The 13,879-nt window shown below is 75.8% G+C and carries 14 protein-coding genes; 6 read left to right on the plus strand and 8 right to left on the minus strand.

Features of this window, described 5'->3' with window-relative positions; all coding sequences use genetic code 11:
• Positions 1-163 precede the first annotated feature (163 nt).
• Positions 164-1,837, plus strand: a complete 1,674-nt coding sequence (locus ACI79X_RS04760; protein WP_457024265.1) for an alpha-amylase family protein — start codon at positions 164-166, stop codon at positions 1,835-1,837.
• Positions 1,838-1,965: 128 nt separating this feature from the next.
• Entirely contained in the window at positions 1,966-2,613 is a 648-nt protein-coding gene (locus ACI79X_RS04765; protein WP_457024266.1) for a hypothetical protein, read from the plus strand.
• A 110-nt stretch (positions 2,614-2,723) separates the two neighbouring features.
• Here ACI79X_RS04765 and ACI79X_RS04770 read toward each other — a convergent pair whose 3' ends face one another.
• From ACI79X_RS04770 to ACI79X_RS04785, 4 genes are all read right to left on the minus strand, one after another.
• Positions 2,724-3,470, minus strand: coding sequence for a hypothetical protein (locus tag ACI79X_RS04770; RefSeq protein ID WP_457024267.1), 747 nt, complete (start codon positions 3,468-3,470; stop codon positions 2,724-2,726).
• A 75-nt stretch (positions 3,471-3,545) separates the two neighbouring features.
• On the minus strand, positions 3,546-4,310 hold the full coding sequence (locus tag ACI79X_RS04775; RefSeq protein WP_457024268.1) for a sulfite exporter TauE/SafE family protein: 765 nt from the start codon (positions 4,308-4,310) through the stop codon (positions 3,546-3,548).
• The gene (locus ACI79X_RS04780) at positions 4,307-5,080 is read right to left on the minus strand and encodes a sulfite exporter TauE/SafE family protein (protein WP_457024269.1); all 774 of its coding nucleotides are present in this window, start codon (positions 5,078-5,080) and stop codon (positions 4,307-4,309) included. Before ACI79X_RS04780 ends, ACI79X_RS04775 begins: the two co-directional genes overlap by 4 nt.
• Positions 5,077-7,629 (minus strand): DEAD/DEAH box helicase, encoded by a 2,553-nt coding sequence (locus ACI79X_RS04785; protein ID WP_457024270.1) that lies wholly within the window; start codon positions 7,627-7,629, stop codon positions 5,077-5,079. Before ACI79X_RS04785 ends, ACI79X_RS04780 begins: the two co-directional genes overlap by 4 nt.
• 408 nt (positions 7,630-8,037) lie before the next feature.
• On the opposite strand from ACI79X_RS04785, the gene ACI79X_RS04790 reads away from it, so the two are divergent.
• The gene (locus tag ACI79X_RS04790; RefSeq protein WP_457024271.1) at positions 8,038-8,895 is read left to right on the plus strand and encodes an SDR family oxidoreductase; all 858 of its coding nucleotides are present in this window, start codon (positions 8,038-8,040) and stop codon (positions 8,893-8,895) included.
• Between the two features lie 75 nt (positions 8,896-8,970).
• On the opposite strand, the gene mmuM is transcribed toward ACI79X_RS04790, so the two are convergent.
• Positions 8,971-9,870, minus strand: a complete 900-nt coding sequence (gene mmuM / locus ACI79X_RS04795; protein WP_457024272.1) for a homocysteine S-methyltransferase — start codon at positions 9,868-9,870, stop codon at positions 8,971-8,973.
• Between the two features lie 51 nt (positions 9,871-9,921).
• Between mmuM and yidD the strand changes: the two genes are divergently transcribed.
• Entirely contained in the window at positions 9,922-10,410 is a 489-nt protein-coding gene (yidD, locus tag ACI79X_RS04800; RefSeq protein WP_457024273.1) for a membrane protein insertion efficiency factor YidD, read from the plus strand.
• Between the two features lie 2 nt (positions 10,411-10,412).
• Here the strand turns inward: yidD and ACI79X_RS04805 are convergent, their stop codons facing one another.
• Positions 10,413-10,994 (minus strand): dihydrofolate reductase family protein, encoded by a 582-nt coding sequence (locus tag ACI79X_RS04805; RefSeq protein ID WP_457024274.1) that lies wholly within the window; start codon positions 10,992-10,994, stop codon positions 10,413-10,415.
• 78 nt (positions 10,995-11,072) lie between these two features.
• On the opposite strand from ACI79X_RS04805, the gene ACI79X_RS04810 reads away from it, so the two are divergent.
• Positions 11,073-11,735 carry a winged helix-turn-helix transcriptional regulator gene (locus ACI79X_RS04810; RefSeq protein WP_457024275.1) on the plus strand — a complete coding sequence of 221 codons (663 nt, stop codon included), beginning with the start codon at positions 11,073-11,075 and terminating at the stop codon, positions 11,733-11,735.
• A gap of 47 nt (positions 11,736-11,782) precedes the next feature.
• Complete coding sequence (gene arfB, locus ACI79X_RS04815; RefSeq protein WP_457024276.1) at positions 11,783-12,223, plus strand: alternative ribosome rescue aminoacyl-tRNA hydrolase ArfB; 441 nt, start codon at positions 11,783-11,785, stop codon at positions 12,221-12,223.
• Here arfB and ACI79X_RS04820 read toward each other — a convergent pair.
• Positions 12,220-12,864: an N-acetyltransferase gene (locus ACI79X_RS04820; protein WP_457024277.1), complete on the minus strand. Its 645-nt coding sequence runs from the start codon at positions 12,862-12,864 to the stop codon at positions 12,220-12,222. The genes arfB and ACI79X_RS04820 overlap by 4 nt on opposite strands.
• Positions 12,865-12,951: 87 nt before the next feature.
• Positions 12,952-13,587: a hypothetical protein gene (locus ACI79X_RS04825; protein WP_457024278.1), complete on the minus strand. Its 636-nt coding sequence runs from the start codon at positions 13,585-13,587 to the stop codon at positions 12,952-12,954.
• Positions 13,588-13,879: the final 292 nt, after the last annotated feature.

Genomic DNA, 13,879 nt, shown 5'->3' on the forward strand with positions numbered 1-13,879 from the left:
GCCGGTTGCTCGCTGTCGATCATCGGATGCGTGCAGGGGCTCCCGGCGCGTCCGCGCGTGTCGCGTGCACGCGTCCGGTGATCAACGACCGCGGACTCGCCTCGACCACCGGCACCGTTCCGTCCCGTTGCCGCGCGGGCCGTGGGCCGAGAGGCTCGCCCGCGTGAAGATCACCGACACCGCGGACCTCTGGTGGAAGACGGCCGTCGTCTACTGCCTCGACGTCGAGACCTACCTGGACTGGAACGACGACGGCATCGGTGACTTCGCGGGCCTGGCCCAGCGCATCGACCACCTCGCCGACCTCGGCGTCACCTGCCTGTGGCTCATGCCCTTCTATCCCACGGCCGAGCGCGACGACGGCTACGACATCACCGACTTCTACGGCGTCGACCCGCGGCTGGGCAGCCACGGCGACCTGGTCGAGGTCATCCGCACCGCCAACGACCGCGGCATCCGGGTGATCGCCGACCTCGTCGTCAACCACACCTCCATCGAGCACCCGTGGTTCCAGCAGGGCCGCCGCAGCAAGGACGACCCGTTCCACGACTTCTACGTCTGGCGCGACGACGAGCCGCCGGACACCTCCGACCAGGTCGTCTTCCCCGACCAGGAGGACTCCGTCTGGACGTTCAACGAGCCGACGGGGGAGTGGTACCTGCACCGCTTCTACAAGGAGCAGCCCGACCTCGACGTCACCAACCCGCGGGTCCGCGACGAGGTCGCCAAGATCATGGGCTTCTGGTTGCAGCTGGGTCTGTCGGGCTTCCGCGTCGACGCCGTCCCGTTCTTCCTCGAGACCGAGGGCGGCGCCGAGGCCGACCGCTTCCCCGACCCGCACGAGTACCTGCGGTCGCTGCGCTCGTTCCTCGGCCGCCGCACCGGCAGCGGCGTGCTCCTGGGCGAGGTGAACCTGCCGCACGAGCAGCAGCGGGACTTCTTCGGCGGTGACGACGGCGACGAGCTCACGATGCTCTTCGACTTCGTCGGCATGCAGGCGATGTACCTGTCGCTGGCCCGCGCCGACGCCGGCGCGCTGGTGAAGGCGCTGGTGGAGCGCCCGTTCGTCGACCCCGACAGCCAGTGGGCCACGTTCGTGCGCAACCACGACGAGCTCACCCTCGACAAGCTCTCCGAGGACGAGCGCAAGGAGGTCTTCGCCGCCTTCGGGCCCGAGGAGCGCATGCAGGTCTACGGCCGCGGCCTGCGCCGCCGCCTGCCGCCCATGCTCGACGGCGACCCGCGTCGGGTGCGGATGGTCTACAGCCTGCTGTTCTCGTTGCCGGGGACGCCGGTGCTCTTCTACGGCGAGGAGATCGGCATGGGGGAGGACCTCTCCGCCGAGGGCCGCCTCGCCGTGCGCACGCCGATGCAGTGGACGGCGGGCACCAACGGGGGCTTCTCCACCGCCGATCCCGACCGGCTGCCCGGGCCGGTGGTCGAGGGCGGCTTCGCGCCGGAGTTCGTCAACGTCGGCGACCAGCGCCGCGACGAGGACTCGCTGCTGTCGTTCATGAAGCTGCTCATCCGCCGCTACCGGGAGTCGCCGGAGCTCGGCTGGGGCAGCTTCCGGGTGCTCGAGCAGCCGCACGCCTCGGTGCTCGCGCACGTGTGCGAGTGGGACGACGGGACGCTGCTGGCCGTGCACAACCTCGGCCCGGAGCCGCGCACCGTGCCGCTCACCCTGGACGGCTGCGACGCCTCGCACCGGCTGGAGGACCTGCTGGTCACCCAGTCGACGCCGATCGGCGAGGGCGGCGCCGTGGAGCTGACGCTGGACGGCTACGGGTACCGCTGGCTGCGGGTGGTCGCCGAGGGCAGCCGCCGGCTCCTGTGACCACCGGTCACGGGAGCTCGACGGGCCGTACCCGCGCGCCGGGCGGGTGGGCGCGGCCCGGCGGCGGTCCCGGCGCGCCCGCGGGCCTGTGCGGCGCTGTCGGACGCCCCGCCTAGCGTGCTCAGGCGATGACCGATCCCGCCGCCCCGCAGCCGGCTCCCCAGCCCGTCCCGCACGCTCCCGGCCCGCAGCCGCCCGTCCCGCCCGCCGCCTCGCCGGGTGCCGGCGCGCCGGTCACCGCCCCGCTGGCCGCGCCCGGTGCCACCGCCGCGGGCGCGGCGACGGCCCAGGGACCCACCGTGGCGCCGTCGGTGTCGCCGTCCGTCGCACCGCCGGCGCCCGAGCCGCTGCCGCCCGGGCACCAGGGCACCGGCCCGCTGCCGGGGCGCCCGCCGGCCCCGCCGGCCGGTCCGTCGGTCGGCCCGCGCCGGCGCACGGTCCCGCGGGTGCGGATGGGCCCGTGGGCGCCGGTGGCCGGGGCGGCCCTCGGCCTGGTCGCCGGGGTGGTCGCCGTCCTGCTGCTCGCGGACCGCGCCGACGGCTACGCCGAGGGGCTGTCCCTCGTGCTGCTCGTCGTGGGGCTGACCCTGCTCGGCGCCGCCGGGGTGCTGCTGGCCGACGAGGTGCAGGTCGTGCGGCGCGGCACCCGCGACGCCGGCGTCCGCCCGCAGTGGGTGGAGGCCACGGCAGGCCTGGTCAACGGGCTCACCCCCGCCCGGCTGCTGCTGGGCACCTCGGCGTTCGTGCTGTTCCTCTCGGCCTACGCCGCCACCTGACCGCGGCCACCTGACCGCGGCCACCTGACCGCGGCCACCTGACCGCGGCCACCTGACCGCGGCCACCTGACCGCGGCCACCTGACCGCCGCGACCCGACCCGCCGCTCCCTCAGACCTCCGGGTGGTGGTCGGGGTCGCGCAGCTCGCCCGGGTCCATCCGCCCGTCGACGATGTCGTCGGCGACGTCGTCGACGACGCGGCCGGTGGCGAAGGCGTGGGCCCGCAGCACCGTGAGGGTGTCGACGACGTCGAGGTCGAGGGCCACCGAGGCGACGCCGGTGGCCTGCCAGACCCGGTTGCGGCGCCGGGCGTCGGGGGAGTCCCACCAGCGGGCGCCCTCGTCGGCCCGCGCGCCGCCCGAGGACCGCACCATCTCCTCGGTGAGCACCAGCACCGCGGCCTCCACGTCCTCGCGCGGCACGGCGGTCAGCGTGTCCAGCTCGCGGGCGTAGAGGTCGACGACGACCGTCGGGCCCAGCGGCGGCGCCAGCGGCAGCGAGAACACCGCCCGGAAGGGCGTCTCGCCGAGCAGCGCGTCGTGCAGCTCGGGCCAGTTGCGGTTGATGTCCTCGATGTCGAACACGATCGCCCGGCCGGTGTCGTGCGCGCGCAGGCACGGCCCGTCGCCGGCGGTGAACTGCAGCTGCTCGGCCCGCGAGGTGGTGCGGTCGCTGGCTCCGATCGGCGTCCGCAGGCCCGCCCCCTCGTGGATGCTCAGTGCGGCGCCGTCGACGCCGACCGCCTCCGCGAAGGCCCGTGCCAGCCGCGAGGGCGCCATCTCCGGGCGGTCCTCGCCGTCTGCCGGAGGCTCCCGCAGTGCCTCGAGGAAGCGCCCCGCCGCGTCGTCCGACGTCACCGATCCGGTCTCCTCACGTGTCGATCGCCCGACCACCTTGGCCCCCCGCCGCCGGCGGCACCACACCGGGGTGGCTCACCTGTAGGCGTCGACGGCCAGCACCACGGCCAGGGCCAGCCCGGCCACCGCGATGACCCGCCGCAGCAGCGCCTGCGGGGCCCGGCGCACCACCCGCGGGCCCAGCCGCCCGCCCGCCAGGCAGCCCAGCGCGAGGGGCAGGGCCGCGCTCCACGCCACGTCCGCCAGCACGACGAAGCCGACGGCGGCCACCGCGTTGGCCGACCCGAGGACGACGTTCTTGAGCGCGTTGCCGCGCGGCAGCGCCTCGCCGGTGCCGAGCAGGACCGTGGCCAGCAGCAGCACGCCCGCGGCCGCGCCGAAGTAGCCGCCGTAGACGGCGATCAGCCCGGTGAGCGCGACCAGCCACCACGGGTCGCGCACCCGGTGCGCCCGGCGGCCCTCGGCGGCGAGCTCCGCCGGCGGCCGCTGCAGCAGGATGGCCAGCGCCGCCGCGCCGATGAGCACCGGCACCAGCCGCTCGAACGCCTCGGCCGGGGTGACCAGCAGCAGCAGGGCGCCCGCCGTCCCGCCGAGCACGCCGGCGACGACCAACGGGACCAGCCGGCGGCCCTGCCCGGCGAGCTCGGGCCGGGAGGCGCTCACCGAGCCGACGCTGGTGAGCACCAGGGCCACGGTGTTGGTGACGTTCGCGGTGACCGGCGGCAGGCCGGTGGCCAGCAGCGCGGGGTAGCTGACCAGTGACGCGAGCCCGGCGATGCTGCCGGTGAGGCCCGCGCCGACGCCGGCGGCCACGAGCAGCAGCCACTCCAGGACGCTCACCGCGCCACCAGCACGACGACCGCGACGACGCCGAGCACGACGATCGCCGTCCGCAGCACCGCCGAGGGCAGCCGCCGGCCGAAGCGGGCGCCGAGCAGGCCACCGGCCAGCGAGCCGCCCGCCACCAGGGCCGCCGAGGGCCAGTGCACGCGGTCGGCGGCCACCAGGACGTAGGCCAGGGCCGCGACCCCGTTGACCGCGGAGGTCAGCACGTTCTTGAGCGCGTTGAGCCGCTGCAGGGGCTCGGCGAGCAGCAACCCGAACAGCCCGACCTGCAGCACGCCCTGGCTGGCGGCGAAGTACCCGCCGTAGCTGCCGGTGGCGTAGGCGGCGCCGACCAGGCCGGCCAGCCGCCACCCGCGCGGCGGCCCGGGGGTGCCGGTGCGGCGGGCGGCCAGTCGCCGGGTGAGCAGCGGCTGCACGGCGACCAGCACGACCGCCAGCCCGACCAGCGCCGGCACGACCGCCTCGAACGCCGCGGCCGGCAGGTGCAGCAGCAGGAAGGCGCCGGTGAGCGCGCCGAGCACCGAGGCCGGGAGCAGCCGCAGCAGCAGCCCCCGCTGGCCGGCCAGCTCGCGCCGGTAGCCGACCGCGCCACCCACGTTGCCGGGCACCAGGCCCAGGCTGTTGGTCACGCTCGCGGTGACCGGCGGCAGGCCGGTGGCCAGCAGGACCGGGAAGGTGACCAGCGTCCCGGAGCCGACGACGGCGTTGATCGCCCCCGCGGCGAGCCCGGCAGCGAGCACGGCGAGGGCCTCGGCGGGGGTCACGCGTCCTTGCGGCCGGCGTCGACCACGCGCATCACCAGCTCGCCGGCCTCGTCGGAGGCCGCCAGGTCCACCTCGGCGTCGATGCCCCAGTCGTGGTCGCCGGCCGGGTCGTCGAGGATCTGCCGGACCCGCCAGACGCCGGGCTCGCCGCGGTCCCACACGAGCAGCGCGGGCCCGCGGGCGTCGGCGCCGGTGCCCACCTCGGCGTGCTCGGCGAAGTAGGCGCGGACCACCTCGCCCCACCTCTCGGCGTCCCAGCCGGATCCGGCGTCGAGTTCGCCGAGGTCGTACCAGCGGCGCCGGGCCCACAGCTGGACTCGGGCGAAGAGCGCGTTGCGCACCATCGCCGTGAACGCGCGCTCGTTGCCGGTGAGCGGCCGGGCGCGGGCCGGGACGGCGACCGGCTCGTCCAGCGGCTGGTCGGGACTGGTGAGCTGCTCCCACTCGTCGAGCAGCGAGGAGTCCACCTGCCGGACCAGCTCGCCGAGCCACTCGACGACGTCGGTGACCTCCTCGGTGCGCGCGGCCGCCGGGACGCCCGAGCGCAGCGCCTTGACCGCGTCGGAGAGGTACCGCAGCACCGCGCCCTCGGAGCGGGTGAGCCCGTAGAGCGAGACGAACTCCTTGAACGTCAGCGCCCGCTCCCACATCTCCCGCACGACGGCCTTCGGCGAGGGGTGCGCGTCGCGGGCCCACGGGTTGCTGCGGACGTAGACGTCGAAGGCGTGCTCGAGCAGCTCCTCCAGCGGCTTCGGGTAGGTGACGTCCTCGAGCAGCTCGATGCGCTCCTCGTACTCGATGCCCTCGGCCTTCATCTGCGCGACCGCCTCGCCGCGCGCCTTGTTGGCCTGCGCCGCGAGGACCTGCCGCGGGTCGTCGAGGGTGGCCTCCAGGACGCTGACGACGTCGAGGGCGAAGGTGTCGCCGTCGGGGTCGAGCAGGTCGACGGCGGCGAGGGCGAACGTCGACAGCGGGGTGTTGAGCGCGAAGTCCGGCGGCAGGTCGACCGTCAGCCGGTACCGGCGGCCGTCGGCGTCGGGCTCGGGCAGCCGCTCGAGGACGCCGGCCTGCAGCAGCGAGCGGGCGATGCCGACCGCCTCGCGGATGTGCCGCAGCTGCCGCTTGCGCGGCTCGTGGTTGTCGGTGAGCAGCCGGCGCATCGCGGCGAACGGGTCGCCGGGCCGGTCGACGACGTCGAGCAGCATCGAGGTCGAGACGCGGAAGGAGCTCTGCAGCGGCTCGGGCTCGGCGGCGACGAGGCGCTCCATCGTCGCCTTCGACCACGGCACCATCCCCTCGGGCGCCTTCCTGCGCACGAGCTTGCGGCGCTTCTTCGGGTCGTCGGCGACCTTGGCGAACTGCCGCAGGTTCTCCACCTCGTGCTCGGGCGCCTGCACGACGACGGTGCCCGCGGTGTCGTAGCCGGCCCGCCCGGCCCGGCCGGCGATCTGGTGGAACTCGCGGGCGTTGAGCAGCCGGGTGCGGGTGCCGTCGTACTTGGACAGCGCGGAGAACACGACCGTGCGGATGGGCACGTTGATGCCGACGCCGAGGGTGTCGGTGCCGCAGATGACCTTGAGCAGCCCGGCCTGGGCGAGGGTCTCCACCAGCCGCCGGTACTTCGGCAGCATCCCGGCGTGGTGGACGCCGATGCCGTGGCGCACCAGCCGCGACAGCGTCTGCCCGAACGCGGAGGTGAACCGGAACCCGCCGATCGCGTCGGCGATCGCGGCCTTCTCCTCCTTGGAGCAGACGTTGACGCTCATCAGCGCCTGCGCCCGCTCGAGTGCCTGGGCCTGGGTGAAGTGGACGACGTAGACCGGCGCCTGCCGGGTGTCCAGGAGCTCCTGGATGGTCTCGTGCGCGGGCGTCGTCGCGTACCAGTGGTGCAGCGGCACCGGGCGCTCGGCGGTGGCCACCAGCGCGGTGGGCCGGCCGGTGCGCCGGCCGAGGTCCTCGCGCAGCCGGGTGGTGTCGCCGAGGGTGGCGCTCATCAGGAGGAACTGGGCGCGCGGCAGCTCCAGCAGCGGCACCTGCCAGGCCCAGCCGCGGTCGGGGTCGCCGTAGAAGTGGAACTCGTCCATGACGACGAGGCCGATGTCGGCGTCGGCGCCCTCGCGCAGCGCCACGTTGGCCAGCACCTCGGCGGTGCAGGCGATGACCGGTGCGTCCCGGTTCACCGCGGCGTCGCCGGTGAGCATGCCGACGTTGGCCGCGCCGAACACCCCGCACAGGGCGAAGAACTTCTCGCTCACCAGGGCCTTGATGGGCGCGGTGTAGAAGCTGCGCCGCCCGGCGGCCAGCGCCGCGTACTGCGCGCCGGTGGCGACCAGGGACTTGCCGGAGCCGGTCGGCGTCGCCAGGACGACGTTCGCGCCGCCGACCAGCTCGATCAGCGCCTCCTCCTGGTGCGGGTACAGCGGCGTGCCGCCGTCCTCGGCCCAGGCGGCGAAGGAGGTGAACAGCTCGTCGGGGTCGTCGCCGCGGGCCCGCAGCGCACTGAGGTCGCGGGGGTCGTCGAGCAGGGGGAGGGGCGCGGTCGCGGTCATCGTGGGGAACAGCGTGCCCGACGGCCCGGGGCTTCCCGGCGGGGCTCCCGCGGACGCCCGCAGGTAACGAAACGGCAACGACCTCTCTCGATCGCGTGTGAGGTGGCCGTCGTATGGTGAGAAGGTGAACAACAGGTGAACGCGAAGTGAGGTAGAGATGCGCGTCGAGGAACGACCCCTGATCCACTGGGTGCCCGTGACCGGCCGGGACGGCCGTCGTCACATGGAGATGCGCTGGGACGCCGCCGCCCTGGGCGTGCCGGTCGAGGCGCCGCGCCTGCGGAAGACGGCCTGAGGAGTCCGTTCGGGTTCCGCGGGCGGGTGCCCGGGTAGGCGGACGGCGACGCGGTGCGGGGGGAGACCACCCCCGGGGCCGCGCGCCGTCCACCCGTGCACCGAGGAGACCCCGTGTCGTCACCCCGTCCCGAGTCCCAGCCCGAGCAGCAGCAGACCCCGCCCGGCACGCTGGGCGAGATGGACCCCAAGCCCGACCACGGCGAGGAGACCTACCGCGGCTCGGGCAAGCTGACCGGCAAGGCCGCCGTCATCACCGGCGGTGACAGCGGCATCGGCCGCGCCGTGGCCATCGCCTTCGCCCGCGAGGGCGCCGACGTCCTGATCAGCTACCTCGACGAGCACGAGGACGCCGAGGACACCGCGAAGTACGTGCGCGAGGCCGGCCGGAAGTGCGTCCTCGTCCCCGGCGACATCTCCGACAAGGCGCACGCCAAGACGATCATCCCCAAGGCCGTCGAGGAGTTCGGCAAGGTCGACGTCCTGGTGAACAACGCCGCCTTCCAGATGACCCACGAGTCGCTGGAGGAGATCCCGGACGACGAGTGGGACCACACCCTCGCCACCAACCTCACGGCGATGTTCATCCTCTGCAAGGACGCCATCCCGCACATGCAGCCGGGCGCGTCGATCATCAACTCGTCGTCGGTGAACTCCGACATGCCGAGCCCCACGCTCGCGCCGTACGCGATGACCAAGGCGGGCATCGCCAACTTCACCGCGAGCCTCGCCCAGCTCTACGCGGAGAAGGGCATCCGGGCCAACAGCGTGGCGCCCGGGCCGGTGTGGACGCCGCTGATCCCCTCGACGATGCCCGAGGAGAAGGTGGCCAGCTTCGGTCAGCAGGTGCCGCTGGGCCGCGCCGCGCAGCCGGCCGAGCTCGCGCCGGTGTACGTGCTGCTGGCCAGCGACGAGGCGTCCTACGTGTCGGGCGCCCGCGTCGCCGTCACCGGCGGCAACCCGATCCTCTGACGTCCGCGGACCTCGCGCCGTGGTGCCCGGCCTCGCGCTGCAGCGCGAGGTCGGGCACCACGGCCTGGGGGTCGCTCAGCCGCGCAGCGCCTCCGCGAGCGCGGCGACGTCGGCCGGGCGCACCCGGCAGCAGCCGCCGACCAGCCGGGCGCCCGCGCCGACCCACGCCGCGGCGTCGTCCGGGTCGATCCCGCCGGCGCCGGTCCACCGCCGGGCCGCCGCGTCCCAGCCCTCCCCGGAGTTCGGGTAGGCCACCAGCGGCACCCCGGCCGACGACGCCGCCGCCAGCGCCGGGCCCACGCCCGCCGGGTCGGTGCAGTTGACGCCGACGGCGAGCACCTCCGGCACGCCGCGCGCCATCGCGAACACCTGCGCCGCCGGCTCCCCGCGGCGGGTGCGCGCCGCGCCGTCGACGTCGACCACGGTGGTGAGCGACAGCCACACCGGCACGCCGAGCGACGCCGCCTCGGCGAGCACCGCCTCCACCTCGGCCGCCGCGGGGAGGGTTTCGCACGCCAGCACGTCGGCGCCGGCCTCCGCGAGCGCCGCCATCCGCGGGCGGTGGAACGCGCGCAGCCGGTCGACGCCGACCTCGCCGACGTAGGCGCCGGTGTACTCCGAGCCGTCGGCCAGTGCCGCGCCGTAGGGCCCGACCGACCCGGCCACCCAGGAGCCCGGCGCGCCCTCACGGGCGAGCGCCACCGACCGGGCGACCAGCCCCAGCGCCTCCTCCCGGTCCAGGCCCGCGCCGGCGAACCCCTCGACCGTCGCCTGGTAGCTCGCCGTCGTCGCCACCTGGGCGCCGGCCGCGGCGAAGGCGGCGTGCGCGGCCACCACCGCGGCCGGGTCGTCGCGCAGCAGCCGGGCCGACCACAGCGTGGAGGAGACGTCGTGCCCGCGGGCCTCGAGCTCGGTGGACAGCCCGCCGTCCAGGACGACGGGACCGGCGGCGAGGGCGTCGGCGAGGGAGGTCACCGGTCCATCGTCCGCCCTGCGGGCCGGCCGGGGTGCCCGCAGGATCGGCGGATGGTCTTCATCTGGAGCAGCAACTGGCGGCCCCGGCGCCGGCGTCGCGGGTACGGCCCGCCGCCCGGCTACGGCTACCCGCCGGGCTACGGCTACCCGCCGGGCTACGGACACCGCCGTCGGGACGACTCGTGCCTGCGCGACCTGCTGTTCCTCAACACCGGCTGCTGCCTGGCCAACGCGATCGGGTGCGGCGTCGACGGCCTGTTCCTCGTGCCGACGACGGTCCGCCACGTCTCCGCCGCCGGCACCGGCCCGCGGGGCTCACGCGTCGCGGAGCGGCTGGTGGCCGCCGTACGCGTCTACCAGCGCGAGATCAGCCCGCGGCGCCCACCGTGCTGCTCGTTCAGCCCCACCTGCTCGGCCTACGCGGTCGAGGCCCTGGAACGGCACGGCGCCCGGCGGGGCTCCTGGATGACCGTCCGCCGGCTGGTGCGCTGCCGCCCGGGGGCCGCAGGCGGCGCGGACCCGGTGCCCACGGCCGCCTGAGGTCAGCGGGCGAGGCGGTAGTGGCTCAGCACGACGCCGGTGGTCGTGGGCACCGACTCGACCAGTTCCCAGCGCAGGTGCGCCCCGGCGGGGAAGAGCGTGCGGCCGCCGCCCAGCACGACGGGGGCGACGGCGAGCCACGCGTCGTCGACCAGGCCCGCCGGCAGCAGGGTGGCCAGCAGGTCGGGGCTGCCGAGCACGGTGAGGTCGAGGTCGGTGCCGGCCTTGAGCTCGGCCACCGTCCGCGCGGCGTCGCCGGCCAGCACGGTGGTGTTGGCCCACGTGGGCGCGTAGCCGGCGTCCCGGGTGGCGACGTACTTCTGCTTGGCGTCGAGCACCGGGCCGAACGGGTTGTCCGTGGTCCCGGCCCAGGCGGCCTGCATCGACTCGAAGGTGCGTCGGCCGAAGAGCATCGCGCCCTCGCCGGCCATCCCGCGGCCCATCACCTCGCCCAGGACCGCGTCGGGATAGGGGCCGAACCAGCCGCCGTGGGCGAACCCGCCCCGGGTGTCCTCGTCCGGTGACCCGGGGGCCTGGGCGACGCCGTCCAGGCTGACGTTCTCGACGATCGAGATGGTGGCCATGTCGCTCCTCCGCTCCGGTTGGTACGGAAGTAGTAGTAGCCGCTACGCAAGTCGTAGCGCAAGGGGTAGCCTCGTCCCATGCCCGAGCGCAGCTACGACGACCCGTGCGGCATCGCCCGCGCCCTGGACGTGGTGGGGGAGCGGTGGGCGCTGCTCGTCGTCCGCGAGCTGTTGCTCGGCCCCAAGCGCTACAGCGAGCTCGCCCGCGGCCTGCCCGGCAGCAGCCCCACGGTGCTCAGCCAGCGGCTCCGCGACCTCGAGGCCTCCGGGATCGTCGCCCGCACGACGGCCGGTCCCCCGGGAGGCGGCCGGGTCTACGCGCTGACGCCGCGCGGCCGCGAGCTCGACGACGTCCTGCTCGCGCTGGGCCGGTGGGGCTCGCGCACGGAGCAGACGTCGGCCGGCGCCCTGTCGGCCGACGCGTTCGTCCTCGCGCTGCGGACGACGGCCGACCCCGCGCGGCTGGCGGGGTGGTCGGCGCGGGTGGAGCTGCGGATCGAGGACGACGCCGCGCCCGACCGCGTCACCCTCACCGTCGACGGCGACCGGCTCGCGGCCGTGCGCGGGTCCGCGGGTGAGCCCGACGCCGTCCTCGCGGGGCCCGGCGCGGTGCTGCGCCCGGTCGCCTTCGGCCGGCGGACCCTCGACGACGCGCTCGCGGCCGGTGACCTGCGCATCGAGGGCGACGCGGCGGTGGTGCGCCGGTTACTGGGCGCCGTCGTCCCGCCGGTGCCCGCGTGACGTCCACGGCCGGACCGGAGGCGAGGGGCGTCGGGGAGACTGTCCGGGTGCCCGCGAGCGACGAGACCACCGGCGACCTCCCGGTCACCGGCTCCCTCGTCGTACCGGCGTCGGCGCTGTCGTGGCGGTTCTCCCGCTCCTCCGGCCCGGGCGGGCAGGGCGTCAACACCGCCGACTCGCGCGTGGAGCTGTCGGTCGCCCCGCTGGAGCTGCCCGGTCTCAGCGGCCCCCAGCGCGACCGGCTGGCGCAGCGCCTGGCCGGCCGGCTCGCCGACGGCGTGCTGACCATCGCCGCGAGCGAGCACCGGCAGCAGCTGCGCAACCGGCAGGCGGCCCGCGAGCGGCTGGCCGCGGTGCTGCGCGCCGCCCTCGCCCCGCCGCCGCCCCCGCGCCGGCGCACGAAGCCGACCCGCGGCTCGCAGGAGCGGCGCATCGCTGCGAAGAAGCGCCGTGGCGAGCTCAAGCGCCGCCGCGGCGGCTGGGACTAGAGCTCGGGCATCGGCACGCCGGGCGGGCGCACCGCCACCCACAGCGGCAGCTGGCCGTCGGCCGAGCGGGTCGCCTCGACCACCTCGAAGCCCAGCCCGCGGGCGAAGCGCACCACCGCCCAGGCGGGAGCGACCAGCGCGGCGGGGACGCCGTCGCGGTCGCAGCGGTCGAGCACGGGCGCGAGCACCGCGCCGCCGAGGCCCCGGCGGCGCGAGCGCGGCCGGGTGACGAGCACCCGCAGCCGCCAGTGGGGCTCGCGGGGGAGCGCGGCGGCGAGCACCTCGTCGGTGCGGGCGACGGCGTCGGCCCGGTCGGCGTGCAGCCGCGGGACCTCGCGGCCCAGCGCCGCGGCGACGTCGGCCGGCAGCGGGTCCGCCGCGCCCTCGGGTGCCTGCCAGGAGGCGACGGCGTCGACGTCCTCGCTCACCCACGTGGTGCCGGTGGCCACGCCGCGGTGCGCGTCGAGCTCGGCCAGGCGGGTCAGCCGCTGGGTGCGCCCGTCGAGCGGCAGCGCCCAGCGCACCCACCGCGACTCGGCCAGCGACACGGTCACCGTGGCGGCGACCCGGGGGACGTCGCGCGGCTCGGCGGGCCGGATGACGGGGACGCCGAGGTGGACCGTCGGCCCGGGCTCGCTCATGCCGCCATGACACCACGCCGGGCGCGGGCGGGCCCGGACACGGCGACGGGGGCCGGTCCGCAGTGGACCGGCCCCCGTCGGAGCGCGTCAGACGTCGAAGCCGGCGCGGTCGACCTTGCGGTGGTAGCGGGTGCCGAGCTTGCCGCCCAGGACCGCCCCGAGCAGCGTGACCAGGAGCGCGGCGATGCCGGCGACGATCCCGGCGGTGGTCAGGGTGTCGCCGCTGATCGGGATGCTCGGCAGGTTGAGCTGCGAGAGCACGTTGTACTCCGAGCCGAGCACCGCGCCGAGGACGGCGAGGGCGATGACGACCAGCAGGCCGATCACCCACACGGCGATGCCCTGCCGGACCCCGTCGAAGCGGGCCATGCGCCCGGCGACGTAGCCGCCGGCGAGGTAGGCCAGGAACAGCACGACCAGCAGCGTGATGCCGCCCACGAGGCCGATGGTGTCGGCCTGGGCGGTGGCCTGGTCCGCGGCCTGGTCGACGGCCTGGTCGACGCCGCCGACCTGGGTCAGGCCGAAGGCGACGCCGGCGGCGGACAGCAGGGCCAGCAGGAGCACGGCCAGGCCGTTGGCGGACAGCCAGCCGAAGAAGGCCGCTCCCCACTTGATCCCGCCGAAGCGGGCGTGCTGCGCGTCGACGGCGTCCCGGGCCTTGCCGCGGGTGGATGACGCGCCGGCCGACGCCGAGGTGGCGTCGCTTCCGTAGGAGGAGCTCATGGTGCCTTCCTGGGAACGGACGCGACCGGCCGTCCGGGGATGCCGGCCGACCGGTCGCGGGGTGTGGGCCCGGCGCCCACCGGTGGCGGGCCGGGGGGACCCCGTCCCGGCTCCGGGACCGGAGCGGGACGGGGCCTCGGCTCAGCGGCCGATCGTGCCGTCGTCGTCGCGGTCGAGGGCGTCCTTGGCCTTCTGGACGAAGCCGCGCTCGTCACGGCCGGTGGTGCCGGTCGTGGTGCCGGTGCCGGCGACACCGGTGGTGCCGCCGTCGACCTCGATCTCCTCCTTGCGC

The organism is Geodermatophilus sp. SYSU D01119 (genome assembly GCF_054049975.1).

Excerpts from the sequence above, each read along its gene's own strand:
- ACI79X_RS04765 (WP_457024266.1), top strand. The coding sequence starts at position 1,966 with ATGACCGATCCCGCCGCCCCGCAGCCGGCTCCCCAGCCCGTCCCGCAC.
- ACI79X_RS04810 (WP_457024275.1), top strand. The coding sequence starts at position 11,073 with ATGCCCGAGCGCAGCTACGACGACCCGTGCGGCATCGCCCGCGCCCTG.
- ACI79X_RS04825 (WP_457024278.1), bottom strand. The coding sequence starts at position 13,587 with ATGAGCTCCTCCTACGGAAGCGACGCCACCTCGGCGTCGGCCGGCGCG.
- ACI79X_RS04805 (WP_457024274.1), bottom strand. The coding sequence starts at position 10,994 with ATGGCCACCATCTCGATCGTCGAGAACGTCAGCCTGGACGGCGTCGCC.
- yidD (WP_457024273.1), top strand. The coding sequence starts at position 9,922 with ATGGTCTTCATCTGGAGCAGCAACTGGCGGCCCCGGCGCCGGCGTCGC.
- ACI79X_RS04785 (WP_457024270.1), bottom strand. The coding sequence starts at position 7,629 with ATGACCGCGACCGCGCCCCTCCCCCTGCTCGACGACCCCCGCGACCTC.
- ACI79X_RS04820 (WP_457024277.1), bottom strand. The coding sequence starts at position 12,864 with ATGAGCGAGCCCGGGCCGACGGTCCACCTCGGCGTCCCCGTCATCCGG.